Source organism: Porcipelethomonas sp. (assembly GCF_051893655.1).
Taxonomy (GTDB): Bacteria; Bacillota; Clostridia; order Oscillospirales; family Ruminococcaceae; genus Porcipelethomonas.
Map to the genome: position 1 here is coordinate 1 of NZ_JBJFHN010000045.1, position 16,198 is coordinate 16,198.

26 protein-coding genes are annotated in these 16,198 nt (G+C 38.2%); 21 read left to right on the forward strand and 5 right to left on the reverse strand.

Translation table 11 applies throughout. The features are described from left to right. Nucleotides 1-116: 116 nt before the first annotated feature. The 3 genes from ACI4WO_RS02330 to ACI4WO_RS02340 form a co-directional block, all read right to left on the reverse strand. Nucleotides 117-539: a zinc-ribbon domain-containing protein gene (locus ACI4WO_RS02330; RefSeq protein ID WP_439805949.1), complete on the reverse strand. Its 423-nt coding sequence runs from the start codon at nt 537-539 to the stop codon at nt 117-119. A 158-nt stretch (nt 540-697) separates the two neighbouring features. Continuing rightward, entirely contained in the window at nt 698-883 is a 186-nt protein-coding gene (locus tag ACI4WO_RS02335) for a hypothetical protein (RefSeq protein ID WP_439805950.1), read from the reverse strand. 165 nt (nt 884-1,048) lie between these two features. Further along, nucleotides 1,049-1,183, reverse strand: a complete 135-nt coding sequence (locus ACI4WO_RS02340; protein WP_439805951.1) for a hypothetical protein — start codon at nt 1,181-1,183, stop codon at nt 1,049-1,051. Nucleotides 1,184-1,399: 216 nt separating this feature from the next. Between ACI4WO_RS02340 and ACI4WO_RS02345 the strand changes: the two genes are divergently transcribed. From ACI4WO_RS02345 to ACI4WO_RS02355, 3 genes are all read left to right on the forward strand, one after another. Next, entirely contained in the window at nt 1,400-1,564 is a 165-nt protein-coding gene (locus tag ACI4WO_RS02345) for a ribbon-helix-helix protein, CopG family (RefSeq protein ID WP_439805952.1), read from the forward strand. A gap of 126 nt (nt 1,565-1,690) precedes the next feature. Further along, a complete protein-coding gene (locus ACI4WO_RS02350) occupies nt 1,691-1,951 on the forward strand; it encodes a hypothetical protein (RefSeq protein ID WP_439805953.1) in 261 nt (86 codons plus the stop codon). Then, nucleotides 1,944-2,528, forward strand: a complete 585-nt coding sequence (locus ACI4WO_RS02355; RefSeq protein ID WP_439805954.1) for a BRO-N domain-containing protein — start codon at nt 1,944-1,946, stop codon at nt 2,526-2,528. The genes ACI4WO_RS02350 and ACI4WO_RS02355 overlap by 8 nt, the downstream gene beginning before the upstream one ends. Before the next feature lie 44 nt (nt 2,529-2,572). On the opposite strand, the gene ACI4WO_RS02360 is transcribed toward ACI4WO_RS02355, so the two are convergent. Further along, nucleotides 2,573-3,058: a hypothetical protein gene (locus ACI4WO_RS02360; protein ID WP_439805955.1), complete on the reverse strand. Its 486-nt coding sequence runs from the start codon at nt 3,056-3,058 to the stop codon at nt 2,573-2,575. A 1-nt stretch (nt 3,059) separates the two neighbouring features. Beyond that, nucleotides 3,060-3,641: an ImmA/IrrE family metallo-endopeptidase gene (locus ACI4WO_RS02365; protein WP_439805956.1), complete on the reverse strand. Its 582-nt coding sequence runs from the start codon at nt 3,639-3,641 to the stop codon at nt 3,060-3,062. Between the two features lie 317 nt (nt 3,642-3,958). Between ACI4WO_RS02365 and ACI4WO_RS02370 the strand changes: the two genes are divergently transcribed. The 18 genes from ACI4WO_RS02370 to ACI4WO_RS02455 all read left to right on the forward strand — a co-directional run. Next, a complete protein-coding gene (locus tag ACI4WO_RS02370; RefSeq protein ID WP_439805957.1) occupies nt 3,959-4,255 on the forward strand; it encodes a hypothetical protein in 297 nt (98 codons plus the stop codon). Next, on the forward strand, nt 4,255-4,587 hold the full coding sequence (locus ACI4WO_RS02375; RefSeq protein ID WP_439805958.1) for a hypothetical protein: 333 nt from the start codon (nt 4,255-4,257) through the stop codon (nt 4,585-4,587). Before ACI4WO_RS02370 ends, ACI4WO_RS02375 begins: the two co-directional genes overlap by 1 nt. Before the next feature lie 10 nt (nt 4,588-4,597). Continuing rightward, complete coding sequence (locus ACI4WO_RS02380; protein WP_439805959.1) at nt 4,598-5,146, forward strand: phage protein Gp27 family protein; 549 nt, start codon at nt 4,598-4,600, stop codon at nt 5,144-5,146. Beyond that, nucleotides 5,143-5,631 (forward strand): transcription termination/antitermination NusG family protein, encoded by a 489-nt coding sequence (locus tag ACI4WO_RS02385; protein WP_439805960.1) that lies wholly within the window; start codon nt 5,143-5,145, stop codon nt 5,629-5,631. The genes ACI4WO_RS02380 and ACI4WO_RS02385 overlap by 4 nt, the downstream gene beginning before the upstream one ends. 263 nt (nt 5,632-5,894) lie before the next feature. Further along, nucleotides 5,895-6,359, forward strand: a complete 465-nt coding sequence (locus ACI4WO_RS02390) for a hypothetical protein (RefSeq protein ID WP_439805961.1) — start codon at nt 5,895-5,897, stop codon at nt 6,357-6,359. Next, nucleotides 6,349-7,776 carry a DEAD/DEAH box helicase family protein gene (locus ACI4WO_RS02395; protein WP_439805962.1) on the forward strand — a complete coding sequence of 476 codons (1,428 nt, stop codon included), beginning with the start codon at nt 6,349-6,351 and terminating at the stop codon, nt 7,774-7,776. Before ACI4WO_RS02390 ends, ACI4WO_RS02395 begins: the two co-directional genes overlap by 11 nt. Beyond that, complete coding sequence (locus ACI4WO_RS02400; RefSeq protein WP_439805963.1) at nt 7,776-9,275, forward strand: phage portal protein; 1,500 nt, start codon at nt 7,776-7,778, stop codon at nt 9,273-9,275. Before ACI4WO_RS02395 ends, ACI4WO_RS02400 begins: the two co-directional genes overlap by 1 nt. Continuing rightward, complete coding sequence (locus ACI4WO_RS02405) at nt 9,275-10,921, forward strand: phage minor head protein (protein ID WP_439805964.1); 1,647 nt, start codon at nt 9,275-9,277, stop codon at nt 10,919-10,921. Before ACI4WO_RS02400 ends, ACI4WO_RS02405 begins: the two co-directional genes overlap by 1 nt. Before the next feature lie 5 nt (nt 10,922-10,926). Continuing rightward, nucleotides 10,927-11,214: a hypothetical protein gene (locus ACI4WO_RS02410; RefSeq protein WP_439805965.1), complete on the forward strand. Its 288-nt coding sequence runs from the start codon at nt 10,927-10,929 to the stop codon at nt 11,212-11,214. Nucleotides 11,215-11,235: 21 nt separating this feature from the next. Further along, nucleotides 11,236-11,562 carry a YjcQ family protein gene (locus ACI4WO_RS02415; RefSeq protein ID WP_439805966.1) on the forward strand — a complete coding sequence of 109 codons (327 nt, stop codon included), beginning with the start codon at nt 11,236-11,238 and terminating at the stop codon, nt 11,560-11,562. 68 nt (nt 11,563-11,630) lie between these two features. Beyond that, entirely contained in the window at nt 11,631-11,753 is a 123-nt protein-coding gene (locus tag ACI4WO_RS02420) for a hypothetical protein (protein WP_439805967.1), read from the forward strand. A 91-nt stretch (nt 11,754-11,844) separates the two neighbouring features. Beyond that, entirely contained in the window at nt 11,845-13,041 is a 1,197-nt protein-coding gene (locus ACI4WO_RS02425) for an XkdF-like putative serine protease domain-containing protein (protein ID WP_439805968.1), read from the forward strand. Between the two features lie 16 nt (nt 13,042-13,057). Continuing rightward, a complete protein-coding gene (locus tag ACI4WO_RS02430; RefSeq protein WP_439805969.1) occupies nt 13,058-13,987 on the forward strand; it encodes a hypothetical protein in 930 nt (309 codons plus the stop codon). A 15-nt stretch (nt 13,988-14,002) separates the two neighbouring features. Then, nucleotides 14,003-14,308 carry a hypothetical protein gene (locus tag ACI4WO_RS02435; protein ID WP_439805970.1) on the forward strand — a complete coding sequence of 102 codons (306 nt, stop codon included), beginning with the start codon at nt 14,003-14,005 and terminating at the stop codon, nt 14,306-14,308. Further along, the gene (locus ACI4WO_RS02440) at nt 14,295-14,696 is read left to right on the forward strand and encodes a DUF3199 family protein (protein WP_439805971.1); all 402 of its coding nucleotides are present in this window, start codon (nt 14,295-14,297) and stop codon (nt 14,694-14,696) included. Before ACI4WO_RS02435 ends, ACI4WO_RS02440 begins: the two co-directional genes overlap by 14 nt. A gap of 1 nt (nt 14,697) precedes the next feature. Continuing rightward, entirely contained in the window at nt 14,698-15,066 is a 369-nt protein-coding gene (locus ACI4WO_RS02445; protein ID WP_439805972.1) for a DUF3599 family protein, read from the forward strand. Continuing rightward, nucleotides 15,063-15,563: an HK97 gp10 family phage protein gene (locus ACI4WO_RS02450; RefSeq protein WP_439805973.1), complete on the forward strand. Its 501-nt coding sequence runs from the start codon at nt 15,063-15,065 to the stop codon at nt 15,561-15,563. Before ACI4WO_RS02445 ends, ACI4WO_RS02450 begins: the two co-directional genes overlap by 4 nt. 163 nt (nt 15,564-15,726) lie before the next feature. Then, on the forward strand, nt 15,727-16,198 hold a 472-nt coding region (locus ACI4WO_RS02455), incomplete at its 3' end, for a phage tail sheath subtilisin-like domain-containing protein (protein ID WP_439805974.1).

The following is a 16,198-nucleotide window of genomic DNA, read 5'->3' on the forward strand; positions in this document are numbered from 1 at the left end:
TGCAGAAAAACTTAAAATGATAAAAAATATGCCCCTTGAGGGGCAGCTGGAATTGAAATGAAAAAACCGAACATGAATTTATGTGATTCATGTTCGGGTTTTTATATAATGAGCGTTTATTTGATAGGTGTGAGGTAATTATCGTTTTTTACACTTACCTGTTTGCAGTATATACATTCAATGCGCGTTTTGTCTTCAGCAAAAGTTATATCTTTTCCACAATATGGGCAATTAGCTTCTTGTAAAGCCCCTTTTACATTATCCTTACCTGATTTTATTAATGCTAATCCAACGCCAATTTCAATAATCCCAATTATTATGCCAAATATACCAAATAAGAACATTGTTATTATACTGATAATTAATACAAAAATTCCTATAAATAAATTATAAGCTCCAACACCTTTTTTAGCAGGCAAACTATGAATCTCTGTTTTTTTAAAATTGCTATCATTTGATAACTTATACCCACAATGCGGACAACTGTTTGTTGTATCAGATATTTCCTTTTCACATTCAGGACATTTAATTAGTGCCATATATTTTTCCTCCATATCATAAAATATATTTATATTTTAAATTATTATTTATAATTTGTCAATTCGTGGAATAAAATGTAACCATCTGTTAATAATATTTTATTTATTTTACAAATATGTAAATGGAAATTTATGTATAATAGCGAAGAAAGCAGAGGTTAATCCTCTGCTTTTTCAATGTCATTATCAATTAACTGGTTAATATAGGCATTCAGACTTAAGCCTTTACGTTCTGCACGCTGCTTAATCTCGGCTTTCTTGCCTTTGGTAATGCGGACAATTAATTGTTCATAGTGTTCAGCATTGTATTGATTGATATACTCTTTTTGATTAAATTTTTCCATACTTTCAGCCTTTCCTGTTGCGTTTCAGAAGAATTACAATGACTGCAATTGAAAGAATTACGCTTGCGCAGTCTAAAATAATGCTAATAGTATTAAGCATAAATCTTGACAAATGGCTTTGTTTGTGATATTTTTATATAAGGGAGGAGGTTTTCCTCCCTTATCCTAATCAGACTGACTTTTGACTATATCAATTATCAGTTTGATTATTTGTAGAATAGCTTGAATGGTCAGTAGCTTTTGCAGTGCATCTGATTTATTCGAGCTTTTCTTTTTGCCTTTCGGCTTTTTCTTAGCCATTGTCCTTACCTCCTTTCCATGATTTAATTATATCACATATGCTATCATATGTCAATACCTTTTTTTGAAATTTTTCTATAAATTTTGCACAATTTTTCAGCTGATGTTTTGTGCATAGAAACAAAATCAATTTATTAATATTGACTTTTTGTACTGACATAAATATAATGTAGTTAATGTCGGTACAGAAAGTAAGGTGATAGATTGAGCTCAAAAATGGGCAGACCAAAATCAAATAATCCTAAAGATGTCAGGCTTCAAATAAGAGCTGATAGAGAAACAATAAAAAAGCTTGATTATTGTGCTGAAAAAAACCATTCTTCAAGAAGTGAGGTTGTAAGGCAGGGAATTGATTTAGTTTATGCCAAAATAAAAAAATAGAGCAAACGGGCGAAGTTTAGCCGACCAAACCCGAATGCTCTATAAACAATCGACAGGGAAACCCTATCTGTATCCCATTATATCACAGATAGGCTTCCTTGTCAAACAGAAAGGAAGTTTAAATATATGAAAAAAGTAATGGATGCAATGCTTTCAGGTTACCTGAACGACCAGTTTGAGGAGATTATGCCGAAATATAGCATAACTAAAACTGAAAACGAATTTAACGAGCTCTGGGAGAGTATGATCAAAGACTTGCCGGACGAGGTAAGCAAAAAATATTCAGACCTCAGAGTTGATTCCGACTACGAAAACGTCAAAAGAGAATTTACCAATGCGTTCCGTCTTGGATTTATCCTTTGTGCGGAGGTGTTTTTAGGTGAATAATCTGATTCAGCTGAACTACAACGGCAGTGAGATCCGCACAATTGACGATAATGGACAGATCTGGTGGGTACTGAAAGATGTGTGCAATGTCTTAGGTATTTCACATATTAAAGATACCGTAAAACGGCTTGATGAAGATGAGGTCGGTCAGACCGAGGTCGTCGACAGCCTTGGAAGAAAGCAAAAATCCTATGTGGTCAACGAAAGCGGTATATATTCCGTCATTCTCCGCAGCGACAAGCCGGAGGCAAAGCCTTTCCGCAGATGGATAACTCATGAGGTTCTTCCTGAAATCCGCAGAACGGGCAGTTACAGCCTGACTAGTTCACAGAAGAAAAACAAAACATGGTACGGTGTTCCGGTTCTTACTGTTGCTGATATTGCACAGTATCTTGGAACGAGCAGAGATGCAGCACGCAAAAAGATAATTGCTAATTTAAGAAACGGTCTTGATTATTTTGTACTGAGCGGATATTCACTTCAGCTTTTTAAATTTGAGAACCGTGACATTTCCGTAATGGCTACCCACCTTCTCCTTATAAAACAGGATGCTTTTATGGAATATCTGAATAAGTAACAGTCAAGCAGAGGTTTTTTGACCTCTGCTTTTGTTATGTATAGTTACTTTTTTAATTTTTCTCTGATTGTCTTATCGTATTCCTGAATTCCAGACACTATATCTTTCATAATAGTTTCTTCTCCGGAATTAAATAGATATTTAGCAATGATTTTGGGAATTACAATAAATACAGTTAAAAATGAAGTTGCTGATGTTGCGCAAGCAAGTAAACAATCCTTGAAATTAATATCAAGCCAAAAATAGCCTACAAAAGTCAATATAACAGATACAGCTACAAACAAAGACGATGCAATCATTACAATCATTGAGAAAGTGAAAAAAGTTTTTTTCATTTTTCTTTTAGCCTTTAATGTTTTTTCGACAAAAGATGTGTAAGCTGTCAAAAGCCTATCGTATTCATGGCTGTGATTTGCCATACTTTCTTCATCAGTTTTATGCAGTTCCTTATCATTTTTTACACGTGAAATATCTGAAAGATGGGAAATCATCTTAACAAATTCGTCCGCATTATATTTATTATTACCCATTTTACTCCCAGCTTATTTCGTCACTTAATTCTTCACAACGTTTTAAAACAGCCTTCTGGCTTACATTAAAATCATATGTTAAAGTTGCAATCAAATCATATTTCGGAACATTTTTTTCTTTTAACTCCTTATATCGTTTGACAAAAATTGTTTTAGGCATAAGAAATTCAGCTGCAAATCTACTTGGAATGGATTCTTGTTCCTTATCTGATTTATTTATATTGTATGTGTCATAATAAACAGCATCCTCTTTTTCATTAAAATCAAAAAGGAAATGGGCGAATTCATGTGCAATAGTAAACCTTTGGCGACCAGTTGTGTCCATATTTGATACACATATTACTCTATCTGAACCAAGCCTTTCTTTAATATCAGGATTAATCATAATAACACCTGAAATGTTGGGCGGAAATTGTGCAGAAAACACATGAAATCCGAGTTCATCTACAATTTGAACTATTGGAACAGGGTATTTTTTTATTTTTAATGATTTAATAAGTTCTTCAGCAAGTGCTATTGCTGAATCGATACTTCTTTCTATTTTTCCAGCTTTAAAAGCATTAATAATTCTTTTACATTCCATAATATCCAGCCTTTTTATACTTTTAAAAAAAATATACACATTTAAACGCCTTTCTTAAAAAAGTTTGACAATGTGTATAATATTAGCATACTTATTCTACCATATTACAAACAATATGTCAATATTTTGGGATATAATTCATAAATTAACTTATCCATGTATAGCGGTTTCCCTAATATTATTATGCTTATTTTGATGTATTTATATCTTTTAAAACATGGAAATAATTTTTTGAAATACGTTATTTTTAAATTTCCAGTACTAGATGTATAATATTAATATAATTATACGTCATGTATTTTAGAAAGGAGGATAAAATGAATCAGGAGATTTTTATAATGATAATAGAAGCGGCTCTGACCGGAGGACTGGCAATTATTTCATATTTCTTAAAACGTACTATTTCAGAGCTTGATAATTGCAAACAGGATGTATCAGATGTGAAAGAAAGTTATGTCAAGCGAAGTGAACTTGACGAATGCAAAAAAGATATTGCACGAGTAAAAGCAGATTATATTACCCGTGAAGACTTTTTCAGAGAGCAGGATAATACAAGACGAAAACTTGACAGAATTATGGATGTTCTGCTTGAAATCAAAGGAGATGCAAAATAATGAATTGTGAAAGTGAAAAAATCAAGAGAGATATTGAAAACGGTAATTTTTTTGTTAATAACGGACGTGTTCTTCAGCTGCTGAATGTAATTTCCGGAGATTATAAAAAGCTTACAGAAATAAAATTTGTACTTGCTGATATGGAAGAGTATGAAATTGTAAAGAGCATTGATTATCTTTATGAAGGTGGATATATAAAGCTCAGGAATGTTGAAACCGGAAAGCCAGCTGTACTTGCAGATACTTCATTCAAATGCTTGTCAGCAAAGCTTACTGCTGATGGTATCAGGGTTCTGGTAGGTAAAAAAACAGATGTCTGCATAGAACTGTAGGAGGTCTGCAATGAACGCACTCGGAAACAGAAAGCACAGTATTATTGACGGTCTGGAGCCGGATATTAAAGAAACTGTAGATGAGATGATCCGTGCCGGATTTACTTACCGTGAAATTGTAGATTATATAAAAGATACCGGGACAGAAATTTCAATAGGAAGCGTTCACAGATACGTAAAGCACTTTCGTGAATCACTGGAACGATTAAGAGTATCACAGGAAAACTTCAGGGCATTAATGGAGGAAATAAACAGGTATCCGGACATAGATATGGCAGAAGGCATACTGCGCATAATAAGCAGCCAGGTATTGGATGCGGTAAGTCAGATACCGACAGAAGAAATTAAATCAAAGGATTTTGACACCCTTGTGAAATCAGCTGTATCTCTTACCAGAGCAGCAGCATATAAACGAAATGCAGATATAAAATCAAAAGGGCTGCTTGAAAATGGCGCAGACCAGTTCAAAACCATGATATTTGATGCTATGGCTAAAGAACGTCCGGAGCTGTATAAGCAGGTCAGAGAGTTTCTTAAAGAAAAGGAGGAAAAGCTATGATGTATGTTGTTCAGACTAAAACAGGATGTGAGCTTTCCTCCGGAACTCTTTTAGAAAGACTTGGATTTAATATTAAAATTCCTGAGAAATTTATGAATATTCGCCGCAGAGGTATATGGCGATTGGAAAAAAGGCTTGTATTTACAGGATATATATTTCTTGAGTCAGAACATCCAATAACCCCGGAGGAGTATTATAAAGTAAAAAGCACAGACGGCGTAATAAATTTTATAGGGAAAGGCAAACCTCAGAAGATATACGAATCAGAAGTCCAATTCATCGATTGGCTTTGGAACAGCGGAGAACCTATTAAACCATCAAAAGTATTTGTTACTTCAAACGGCGAAAAAATGATTATGTCGGGACATTTGAAAAAATATAACGGAGAATATGCTGATATAAATATACGTCAGAGGCGTGCAAAGATTATGATTTCAATCTGCGGCATAAATCATAAGGTCACTCTTCCTATTGAGATCATTTAAAATCACTGCGTTTGCTTTAGTGCGGTTGATTCGTCCCGTACTAATCGGCACAGGAGTATAACAAAAAAACGGCTTTTTAATCAGAATTGCTGAATGGCGAAGCATACCTAAAATCATAATACTTCTGATATACGTTTAAAAACACTTTAAAGCCGTTTAAAATCGTTTAAAGAAATCAGATGGTGAAATTTATCGGCTAAAAATAAAATGGCTTAAAAGGGCATATTTTGCCCTTATTTTTGTACCCGAAAGGATGTGGTTATATGAGTGTGCTGAAAAATAAAAGTATAAAGTTTCTGCTTGATGGAGTTGACGATTATGAAGCAAGCCGTAAACGAATAAACGGTGGGAATTTAAATAGTATTAAAACGCTTTATGAGGAATTTTTAAAAACTGACAGCAAGCCGCAGCGTGACAGGCTGATTAATGAATTTAAAAAGAAAAATCAGGAGTTTGCTGAATTTATCCAGTCTAATCCTGAGCTTATTGATACCGAGATTCAGAAAGCACTTCTCCTTGCCGCATCCGGCGGAGAGTATAGTGAAGAAGAAATAACAATTGACAGCAGGGGCGGTAAAAAAGTAAAGCATATCAAAAAGACTGCTCTTCCTGATATTTCGGCTGTACGGGAACTCCGTGCAATGATGGGAGATTCGGAATCAGCTGACAGCAGCATGGCAGAAGCATGGATAGATGCTTTACTGGGAGATGAAGAAGATGAACTGTAAGAGCAGATATCAGAAGCTGATAAAAGCTTTTAAGAAAAAAATACCGGAATACCGCCGTTCCCCCGAACTATTTGCCCGTGAGGTATGCAACTTTGAACCGGACGAATGGCAGAAAAGAGTGTTTGCAGATATTGCAAAGTTTCCGAAAGTTTCAGTGCGTTCCGGTCAGGGCGTTGGGAAAACCGGTTGTGAAGCCGTTCTGAGCCTGTGGTTTTTGTCATGTTTTCCGTATTCAAGAGTTGTGGCTACTGCTCCTACCAAGCAGCAGCTTAACGATGTACTGTGGGCGGAAGTGTCAAAATGGCAGTCAAAAAGTCCACTTTTAAAAGCCGTCCTGAAATGGACAAAGACAAAAGTTTCAGTAGTCGGATTTGAAGAACGCTGGTTTGCAACTGCCCGTACCGCAACCAAACCGGAAAATATGCAGGGATTTCATGAAGAAAATATGCTGTTTATCGTTGACGAGGCATCCGGTGTTGCTGATCCTATCATGGAGGCAATTCTGGGTACGCTTTCCGGCTCCAATAACAAGCTGCTTATGTGCGGAAACCCTACGAGAACTTCCGGCACATTCTACGATTCCCATAATTGTGACAGGGCACTTTACAAATGCCATAAGGTTTCTTCCCGTGACAGCTCCAGAACCAGCAAGGAAAATATAGCCGCTATGGAGCGTAAATACGGAAAAGATTCAAACTTTATCCGTGTCCGTGTAGACGGAGAATTTCCTAAACAGGAAGATGATGTTTTCATTTCGATTGAGCTGGTGGAAGCGTCCGTCAATACTGATTTTGAATATCCTGAAATACCGGACATTATCCATATCGGCTGTGACGTTGCAAGATTCGGCGATGACAAGACCGTTATCGGCTATAAAATCAATGAAAAGGTTGATTACCATTGCAAGCGAAACGGGCAGGATACTATGAAAACTGCTGATGATATTGTTGCCTGCTATGAAAAACTGCTGCGGAAATATCCGAAATATAAAGGCGATATTTATGCCAAAATTGATGACGGCGGTGTAGGCGGCGGTGTTGTGGACAGACTAAGGCAGATGAAACGCAGCAATCCTAAACGGTTCAGACGGCTTGTTGTTATACCGGTAAAATTTGGTGTGCGTATAAGGCATCCATATTATGACGATAGCACAACATATATGATGGCAGTGGTGAGGAATCTGCTTTCACCCCATGACGAGGATGGCAAGCCTAAGCCTGTCGAACTCATACTGCCTGATGACAACGATATGATAGCACAGCTTTCCGGAAGAAAATATTTTATGACCGACAAATCAAAACTGCGTGTTGAAAGCAAGGACGCAATCAAGAGCAGGTGCGGTCATTCCCCTGATGAGGCAGACTGCATTCTGCTTTGCTGCCTGCCAGTCAGACAAAAGAAAAGGAGAGATAAATAGTGGATGAAAAAGGCAGAAAAGTCCGTGCGGAGATAATAAAGTGCAATACTATTGCCAAATCGGACAAGCCGTTGAATATGAAAAATGAGGAGCAGGAATTTTCTGAATGGATTGCTCCTTCACTTTCTTTTGAAGGACTAAAAAATATGGTCGAGCATTCCTCCATTCTCCCCCAATGTATCAGTGCATACAAGTCCAACATTGCCGGATTTGGACTGGAAGTCAGATATAAAGATGATGTAACCGACACCAAGGAACTTGAAAGTGAATTTGAAAGGCTTTCAGACATTGTGGAGCTGCTGACTTTTGAATATGATACGAAGGAAATCTTTGAAAAGATTATCGAAAACCGTGAAACTTATGGTATTGCGTATCTTGAAGTAATCAGAAACGGTGCCGGAGAGGTTGTTGAAATTGAGATGATAGAGAATGTTCCCAGTATTGAAAAGTCAAGGCGGCTGGGTGAGGCTGTTGATTACGATTATTATTACAAGGGCATGAAAATCACTCGTAAAAAGCAGTTTCGTAAATATCGGCAGAATGTTAACGGCAAAACGGTCTATTTCAAGGAATTCGGGGACAGGCGTATTATGGACAGCACTACCGGAGAATACCATGAGTCAGTTCCGTTTGAAAAACAAGCCAATGAAATCCTTGAATTCAAGCTGGGTTCCGGTGCTTACGGACAGGTGCGCTGGATCGGACAGTCCCTGAGTGTTGAAGGCAGCCGAAAAGCTGAAAATCTCAATAACAATTATTTTGACAACGGCAGGCATACTCCCCTTGCGGTACTGATAAAAGGCGGCACTCTCACAGAGGAAAGCTTTAATAAACTTCAGGACTATATGAATGATATCAAAGGTGAAAAGGGACAACATGCTTTCCTTCTGCTGGAGGCTGAAAGTGATAGCAGTTTGGATTACGGCGATGAAAAGAAAAGCGTCGATATCGAAATCAAAGATTTAGCCGGAATGCTGCAGCATGATGAGTTGTTTCAGGATTATCTTGAGAACAACCGTAAAAAGGTGCAGTCAGCGTTCCGGCTTCCGGATCTGTATGTAGGATATACCACCGATTTTAACCGTGCTACTGCACAGACAGCCATGGAGGTGACTGAAAAGCAGGTGTTTCAGCCTGAAAGAAAGTCTATGGCATGGATAATCAACAATAAGCTGCTTAATGAGTACGGCTTTGAGCATGTTGAGGTGTACTTCAAAGATCCGGATATCACTAATCCAGATGATTTATATCATATCTTAAATGTGTGCAGCAATGCCGGAGGACTTACTCCTAACAAGGCAAAGGAAGTAGCTTACAATGCCCTCGGTGAAGTAAGCGATGACTATGAGGGCGAATGGGGCAATGTCCCGATTGCGTACAGCAAGACAATAAATGGTCTTGATACCCAGATAGCAAAGGCGGCTGATAATCATGACGATGAAATCGTTGCAATCATGAAATCAGTCCGGGCATTACTTATTGAAAGGGGCGGTGCATAATGTGTACTGCCTGCTCAGAACTCATAAAAGCCATCGACGCATACATAGCAAAGGCTGACGAAAAGCTGTCGGATGCTCTTGAAAAGGAAGGCTTTGCCGAACCCGAAGATACCGTAAAACACGCAGAGGAGCTGGAAGAACAGCTTGCGGAAGTATTTACAGAACAATCAGCTGACTTTACAGATTTGATTGATAAAGCAAAGGAAAATGGCATTGACGTTGAAGAAGTCCTTAATGACCAGCTCCCCGACTTTAAGGCAAACGACCTTACCCGTGACAAGCTTTTTAAAATCTTTTTTGAAGATTTTTCGGATTATATACCGGAACTTGCAAGTATCTATATAAGTCAGCTTGATTCGGAGCTGGTTGTGGAACAGATATCGCAGAAAACAACTGCATGGGTGGAAAGCTGGAGTGATGAACTATCAGAGCTTATGGAGCTTTCCTCACATAAAGAAATTGAAAATCTGCTTACGAATGCTCTTAAAAACGGTAAAAGTGTTGATGAACTTGCAAGGAATATTCAGGCAAGCGGAATTCGTGACGAATATTACAAGGCAAGGCGTGCGGCAATTACTGAAACTCTGAGGGCACACAGCGTTGCCCGTGAAGAATCAATTCAGCAGTGTCCGGCGGCGGAATACAAGGAATGGGTACATACCGGAAGCTACCGCAATGAACCGAGAGAAAATCATGTTCATATGAACGGTCAGACTGTCCTAAAAGACCAGCCGTTTACACTTATCGGCAAGGACGGCGTTAAATATTATCCGCTGTATCCTCGTGATACAGGTCTGCCGGCAGGCGAATCAGTAAACTGTCACTGCATTCACAGAGGCATTGCTTCTGAAAAAATACTCGGACTTTCACTTGAAGAACGCAAAAGATTACAGCAACAGGCTATTGAGGAAATGGGAGATGACTGGAAAAAAGAACTTGACGCCCGTAACAAAGCAAAAGCAGGCATTAACGAGGATACCATACAATGCGATTGGCTGTGGAACAAGAAAACTGTTGAGGAAAGAAAAAAATATTTCCACTCCAATTCACGTTGGGCGCTGTTTGAAAGCGGCGTTATTCAGAATGATGCTGACCTAGAACGGCTTTATAAGACTGTTGATACAAAATACGGTCCTAGAAAAGTGTTTAAATCGTTGACTGAGCTAAAAAATGATGGTATAATAACAGTGTCAAATAAGACTTTAGAACATTCGACTGTTGGAACTTTTGCCAATCTTAAAAATCCTAAGAAACCACCAAGTGATAAGAACGGCGGCAAAATGAAAGGCGGCGGACATTCTCAGGCTAACATAGACTTACTTGAATCCAAAGGTTATTCATATACGATTACCAAAACTTATGATAATGGTGTAAGAATTGGCAATGTCATGTTGCACAAAGACAATGAAAAAAGTGAGAATTCTGGTCAATCATGGTTTCCTGAAAATTGGAATAATGATGATGTATTAAAAGCCGGTACTTATGTTGTAAATAATCCATCTAAAATAGAGGAACTAATAGATAAATTTGGAACTTTATCAGGATATAAATTAACAGCAGAATATAATGATATCGAGGTAATAGTAATAAAAAACCTTGATAATGTACCCGGAAGTATTTTCCCAAATAAAAATCAAAAGGAGTAATTACAATGGTTGATAAAGATAAATTTTATGATACTGTAGAAGCAAGAAAAAAACTTGATAACAATTATCCGTGGCTTGAGGAAGAAATTTGGATTCCAAGGCTTAAAGCACTGGGTGAAGATGAAGATGATATTATTGAATTCATGGATAACGCTGATAAAGAAACCCTATCCGCTCTGTGGTCAGTCTATGATGAACTGATGGATAAATTCCCAAGCGAAAAAATGGATAAGGCGATTGACCGTTTCCTTGAAAATTATCAAAAAGTGTTTGATGTGAAATTCAATAAGTAAATATACTTCTGGAGGTCAGTAATGAATAATTTTACTGTTATATATAAAATCCTCAAAGCACTTGAACAGTCTATGGATTATGAAGAATTTGATGATAGTCTGATAACTCCTGAAATCTTAGGAGTTTCAAGAGAACGTCGTAATAAGCTTTTGATTGAAATGCAAAGAAATGGATATATTACCGGATTGATTTTTTTCAACAGCTTAGGACAACACTCATCTCAGATTCGGGAACCACTGGAAATAAATATAACGCTTAAAGGTTTAGAATATTTATCAGATAACACTATGATGAAAAAAGCCGCAAATATGCTTAAAGGAATAAAAGATACGATTCCAGGAATTTAATAACATTAAAGCACCTTGTAAACGCAGGGTGCAATTTTTATACCTAAATACCGAAGGGAGGCGAAAAAATGTACTGCAGCATCTGGGATATGATTGACATGAACAGATATCTGAATTTCGTTGATTACTTTACCTATTTAAGAAAAGTCTTCTCTAAAAAACATTATGGAAGAATGAAAAAGTATCATTAAATCATGTTTAAAACGCCTTTTAAGGCGCTTTTATTTTGCCCTGAGCAAGGCGTTAAACTGCTTGAATAATAAATTATGGAGGTGTTAATTTATGAAAATCAGCAAAAGACGTATTTCTGATGCGAAGATAGACTTTATTTCCCTTGTGGATAAGGCAGCGAACAAAAAGTCTTTTCTCATTGCCAAAGCAGAAAACGGCAAAGCCTCGTTTTCAACATACGGTAAAATCGTCAAGACCGACGGCGAAAACCATTTTGTTACAGGTATTGTCTATGAACCGATGTCTGTTGATACTCAGGGCGATTATATGACTGCAGAAGAAATACAGAAAGCAGCACACTGGTACGCAAAAAACGGTACTGGCGTTGACATTCAGCACGACGAAAAAAAGCTTGACAGTGCGGCAGTTGTCGAAAGCTGGATTGCAAAGGCAGATTTTACCCTTGACAAGACGGATATCAAAAAAGGTACGTGGCTTATGACGGTGGAAATCAGTGATTCTGATATCTGGGATAAGATTGAAAAAGGAGAACTGACCGGCTTTTCCATGGGCGGCGAAGGCAAGTACAAAGAAGATGAAGACGAACCGGAGGAACTGAGCAAGTCGGAGGGAAGAAACTTTCTGAAAAAGCTTGCAAAAATGTTCGGGTTTGAAGTGGTCGAAAAAGGTGCTTTTGCAGACAAGTATGCCGAAAGCAAAAGACAGTCAGATTTTCAGAATGCATTCTGGGACTTACAGAATATCCTTTACAGTTATGATCCTGCAACAGGAAAATACAAATTTGAAAGTGATATGAAAAAGGTCAGAGAGTGCCTTTCTGAATTCTCCAAAGCTGTTGAAAAGCTGCTTGAAGAGGGTGATGTTCCGGTCATGAAAGCCGGAAAGAAACTGAGCGCAAAAAATATTGCAAGTCTCAGATCAATTTATGAAAGTATAGGAAAACTGCTTGAAGAAGCAGGAGAAACGGAGGTAACTATGACAAAATCAGAAGTTATGGATTTCATTAAAAGCGAGATCCGAAAAGCGGAAGACAATACCGGCGGTACTGCATCAAAGCTTGATGATGAAACAAAAGAATTCATAAGGGCTGCTATTAAGGAGCTTATGGCACAGGAAAAGGATAAGGACGACAGCGACAGTGAACCAATTACAAAGGAAGAAGTTGCCGAAATGATGAAAAAGGCTCTTGAACCTGTCTACAAGTCAAGAGGCATTGCCACAAATCTTAACAATGAACCCGAACCGGTGAAAAAGGAATCTGACGTTTTTGCCGGACTGTTTATGTAAAAAGGAGGTATGCTTAATGAAAAGCAACAGAGCAATTATTAAAAAAGCCGCTGCGGATACTTCCGCACTGGGTACAGGCGGCAGAATGAATGCAGAACAGGCGACGCAGTTTATGACATTTATGCAGGACTACTCCCCTTTTCTCAAGAAAACTAATTTTATCCGCATGACCAAAACAACCAGAGATCTTGACAGCCTTGAGGTCAACAAGCGTGCGCTGCGCAGACAGGTCGAAAATGACGATAACCCTGCAACAGGTACGGTTTCTCATAAGCGCCGTTCGCTTAAAGCGGTTGGCGTTGTAATGCCCTATGACGTTTCATTCCAGTACATGAAAGAGAATATTGAGGGCGAAAATATCAACACAACTCTTGCAAAGATGTTCGCTCAGCAGTTTGCAAATGATACTGTAGAGCTTGCCTTTTTAGGCGATGAATCCAGCGATGATGATTTTATCAGTATCAATGACGGTTGGATAAAGATTGCAAAAAATGACAGCGATACTCACAAATTTGATACAGAGGGCAGCACCGACTACCTCAATACCGTTTTTCCCGGACTGCTTAATGCCATGCCGGATAAGTATTACAACCTTTACACAGAAGAGGATAAATCAAAAATCAAAATTTTCTGCTCCCCGACCGTAAACAGAAAGTACAAGCAGCAGCTCCAGGCGAGAAATACTGCACTGGGCGATGCTCTCATTACCGGCGGTAAAAATGTAAGCTATGACGGTTTTGAAATTGTTCCGGTCGCATTTATTCCGAATGATGTTCAGATCGTAACACCATACGAAAATCTTGTTTATGGAATTTACGGACAGAGCCTTGAAGTGTATAATCAGGTTGTTCCGAGAAAAACAAGATACGAGTATACATTGCTTGCTGATTTTGATATGGAAATAAATAATCCTGACGCACTTGTAATCGGTGATAATTTTACATAATAAGGAGAAACAACAATGCCAAGAAAAAAAGTTGAAGAAAATCATGTTATAACTGAACCGGACTTTGCAGAAACTCCGGATTTTACAGAAAGCGAAGATTCTGTTTATGAGCCAAATATGGCTCCGCTTGCAAAGGAAGAATCTGAGGAACATACTGAACCGGAGAGCAATTCCGATTCAGATAATAAGGTCACGCTGAAACTTGTGAATGGTGCAACATTTACATCCGGAGGAAAAACATACAGTAAGGGCGTGCTTGAGCCGGTATCACCGGAACTTGCTGAAAAGCTTATGAATACCGGATTTTTTGAAAGAATGTGATACTATGGCGGCAAGACCATGGGCAACTCCAAAGGAAGTACGTGATTACTCCGACAAAAAAGCAGTGCAGGAGCGAACAGACGCACGCCTTGCCATTGATATTTCAAGAGCAGAGCAATATGTAATTTCCTACACCAAAAATGATTTTTCAGAGTATGAAGAAATTCCGCAGAACGTCAAAACAGCCGTAATTCTCTTAGCTGAGGCTTATGGCTATAATTCTGTAATTTCGTCAAATGAAATAAAGTCAGAAACCTTTGATGATTACAGTTATACAGCTGAAAACAGTGGTATCGATTTTGGTACTCTGGGAATAGAACCGCTGCTTGAAGAATTTGTTAATGTGAAGCCTAAAAACGGTATTACAATGCGGTTAAGGAGGCTTTGAAATGGCTATTGAAGATTTGCTTGACCATAAATGCGATATTTATCATCTGAAAAAGATTAATAAATCTGTAGGATTTGGGTTGTCTGAATCAATTTCATTTGAATACGGAGATATTCCCGATTTAAAAAATGTTATCTGCCATTTCGGGGTTGAATCTCTTGATTCAAGCGTGGAGCAAAAAGCACCGAAGAATATTCTGAATGAAAAAATAAAACTTACACTGCCGATCGGCACAGATATCCGCATTAATGATAAGGTTGTCGACTGCAATTCAGGACTTGAATACACAGCAGAACGCCCCAGAAATATCCGTAATAATCACATATTTGTGTATATCAAACGCACAAAGGAGCAGGAGGCATTGCAATGATTGAATCAGATGATATGAAAAATTTTTTCAGCAAGTGCAGTTCTGCCGGAAACGGTGACTTCAAAAGAGCATTGAATACATTTCTTGAAGGAATCGGGCTTGAATTTCTAAGAGTGATTCAGGATGAAATAATCCGCCTTAAAGTTATGGATACAAGGCTTCTGCTCAGCAGCTTTCATAAAAGCGATAGTAATGGAGTGTGGGAACTCAGCGAGGGAAATTTAACGCTTGAAGTCGGCACAAATGTTGAATATGCATCTTATGTAAATGACGGACACTGGACATGCGGCAAGGGAGAAAAAATGCGTTTTGTTCCCGGACATTGGAATGGAAACAGATTTATTTATGATCCTTCAGCAAAAACCGGGATGATGTTAAAGCAGAAATGGGTTGAAGGCAGACATTTCTGGGAAAGCGGAATTAAAATCATGGAAAAAATGATACCCGGACTTCTTGATGCAAAGGTTCAGCAGTGGATGGAAAGCTATTTCAGATAGGAGGATATATGATTGAAAAAGAAATTGCTTCAATAATAAGGTTTGTTCTGGATTCTGCCGGAAATCCTGTGCCTTACTATCACAATATGCCCGAAAGCTTTCAGGCAGCGAGTATATAAAATTTTCAGCCGGAGAATCTGAGACGATTTCAGCAGCGGCAGGAGTGGCACTAAAAGACGGTGCGGACGGTACAGCGGCAAATTCGGATATTACAGCGTTTCTTGATGATATGGAAAGTGTAAAGTTTAATACTCTTGCTTTTCCTGTAACGGAAGAATCACTGCTTGCCGCTTGTGTTACAAAGATAAAATATCTGCGTGAAAATGTCGGCAGAGGTGTGAAGGCAGTTGTACCTGATTACAAAGCTGACTATGAAGGCATTATCAATGTTACAAATTCTGTTGTAATAAACGGAGTACCGCTTACAAATGCACAGGCTACGGCATGGGTTGCCGGTGCAGATGCATCTGCTTCAAACGTTCAGAGCAATACTCATAAAATTTATGTTGGAGCAGAATCAATAGTAGGTTCTAAAACTCACGAGCAGGCAGTAGCGGCTATTCAGAACGGAGAATTTTTCTTCTCATATTCTGAAAACGGAGATGTGGTTGTTGAGTATGATATAAACAGTCTTA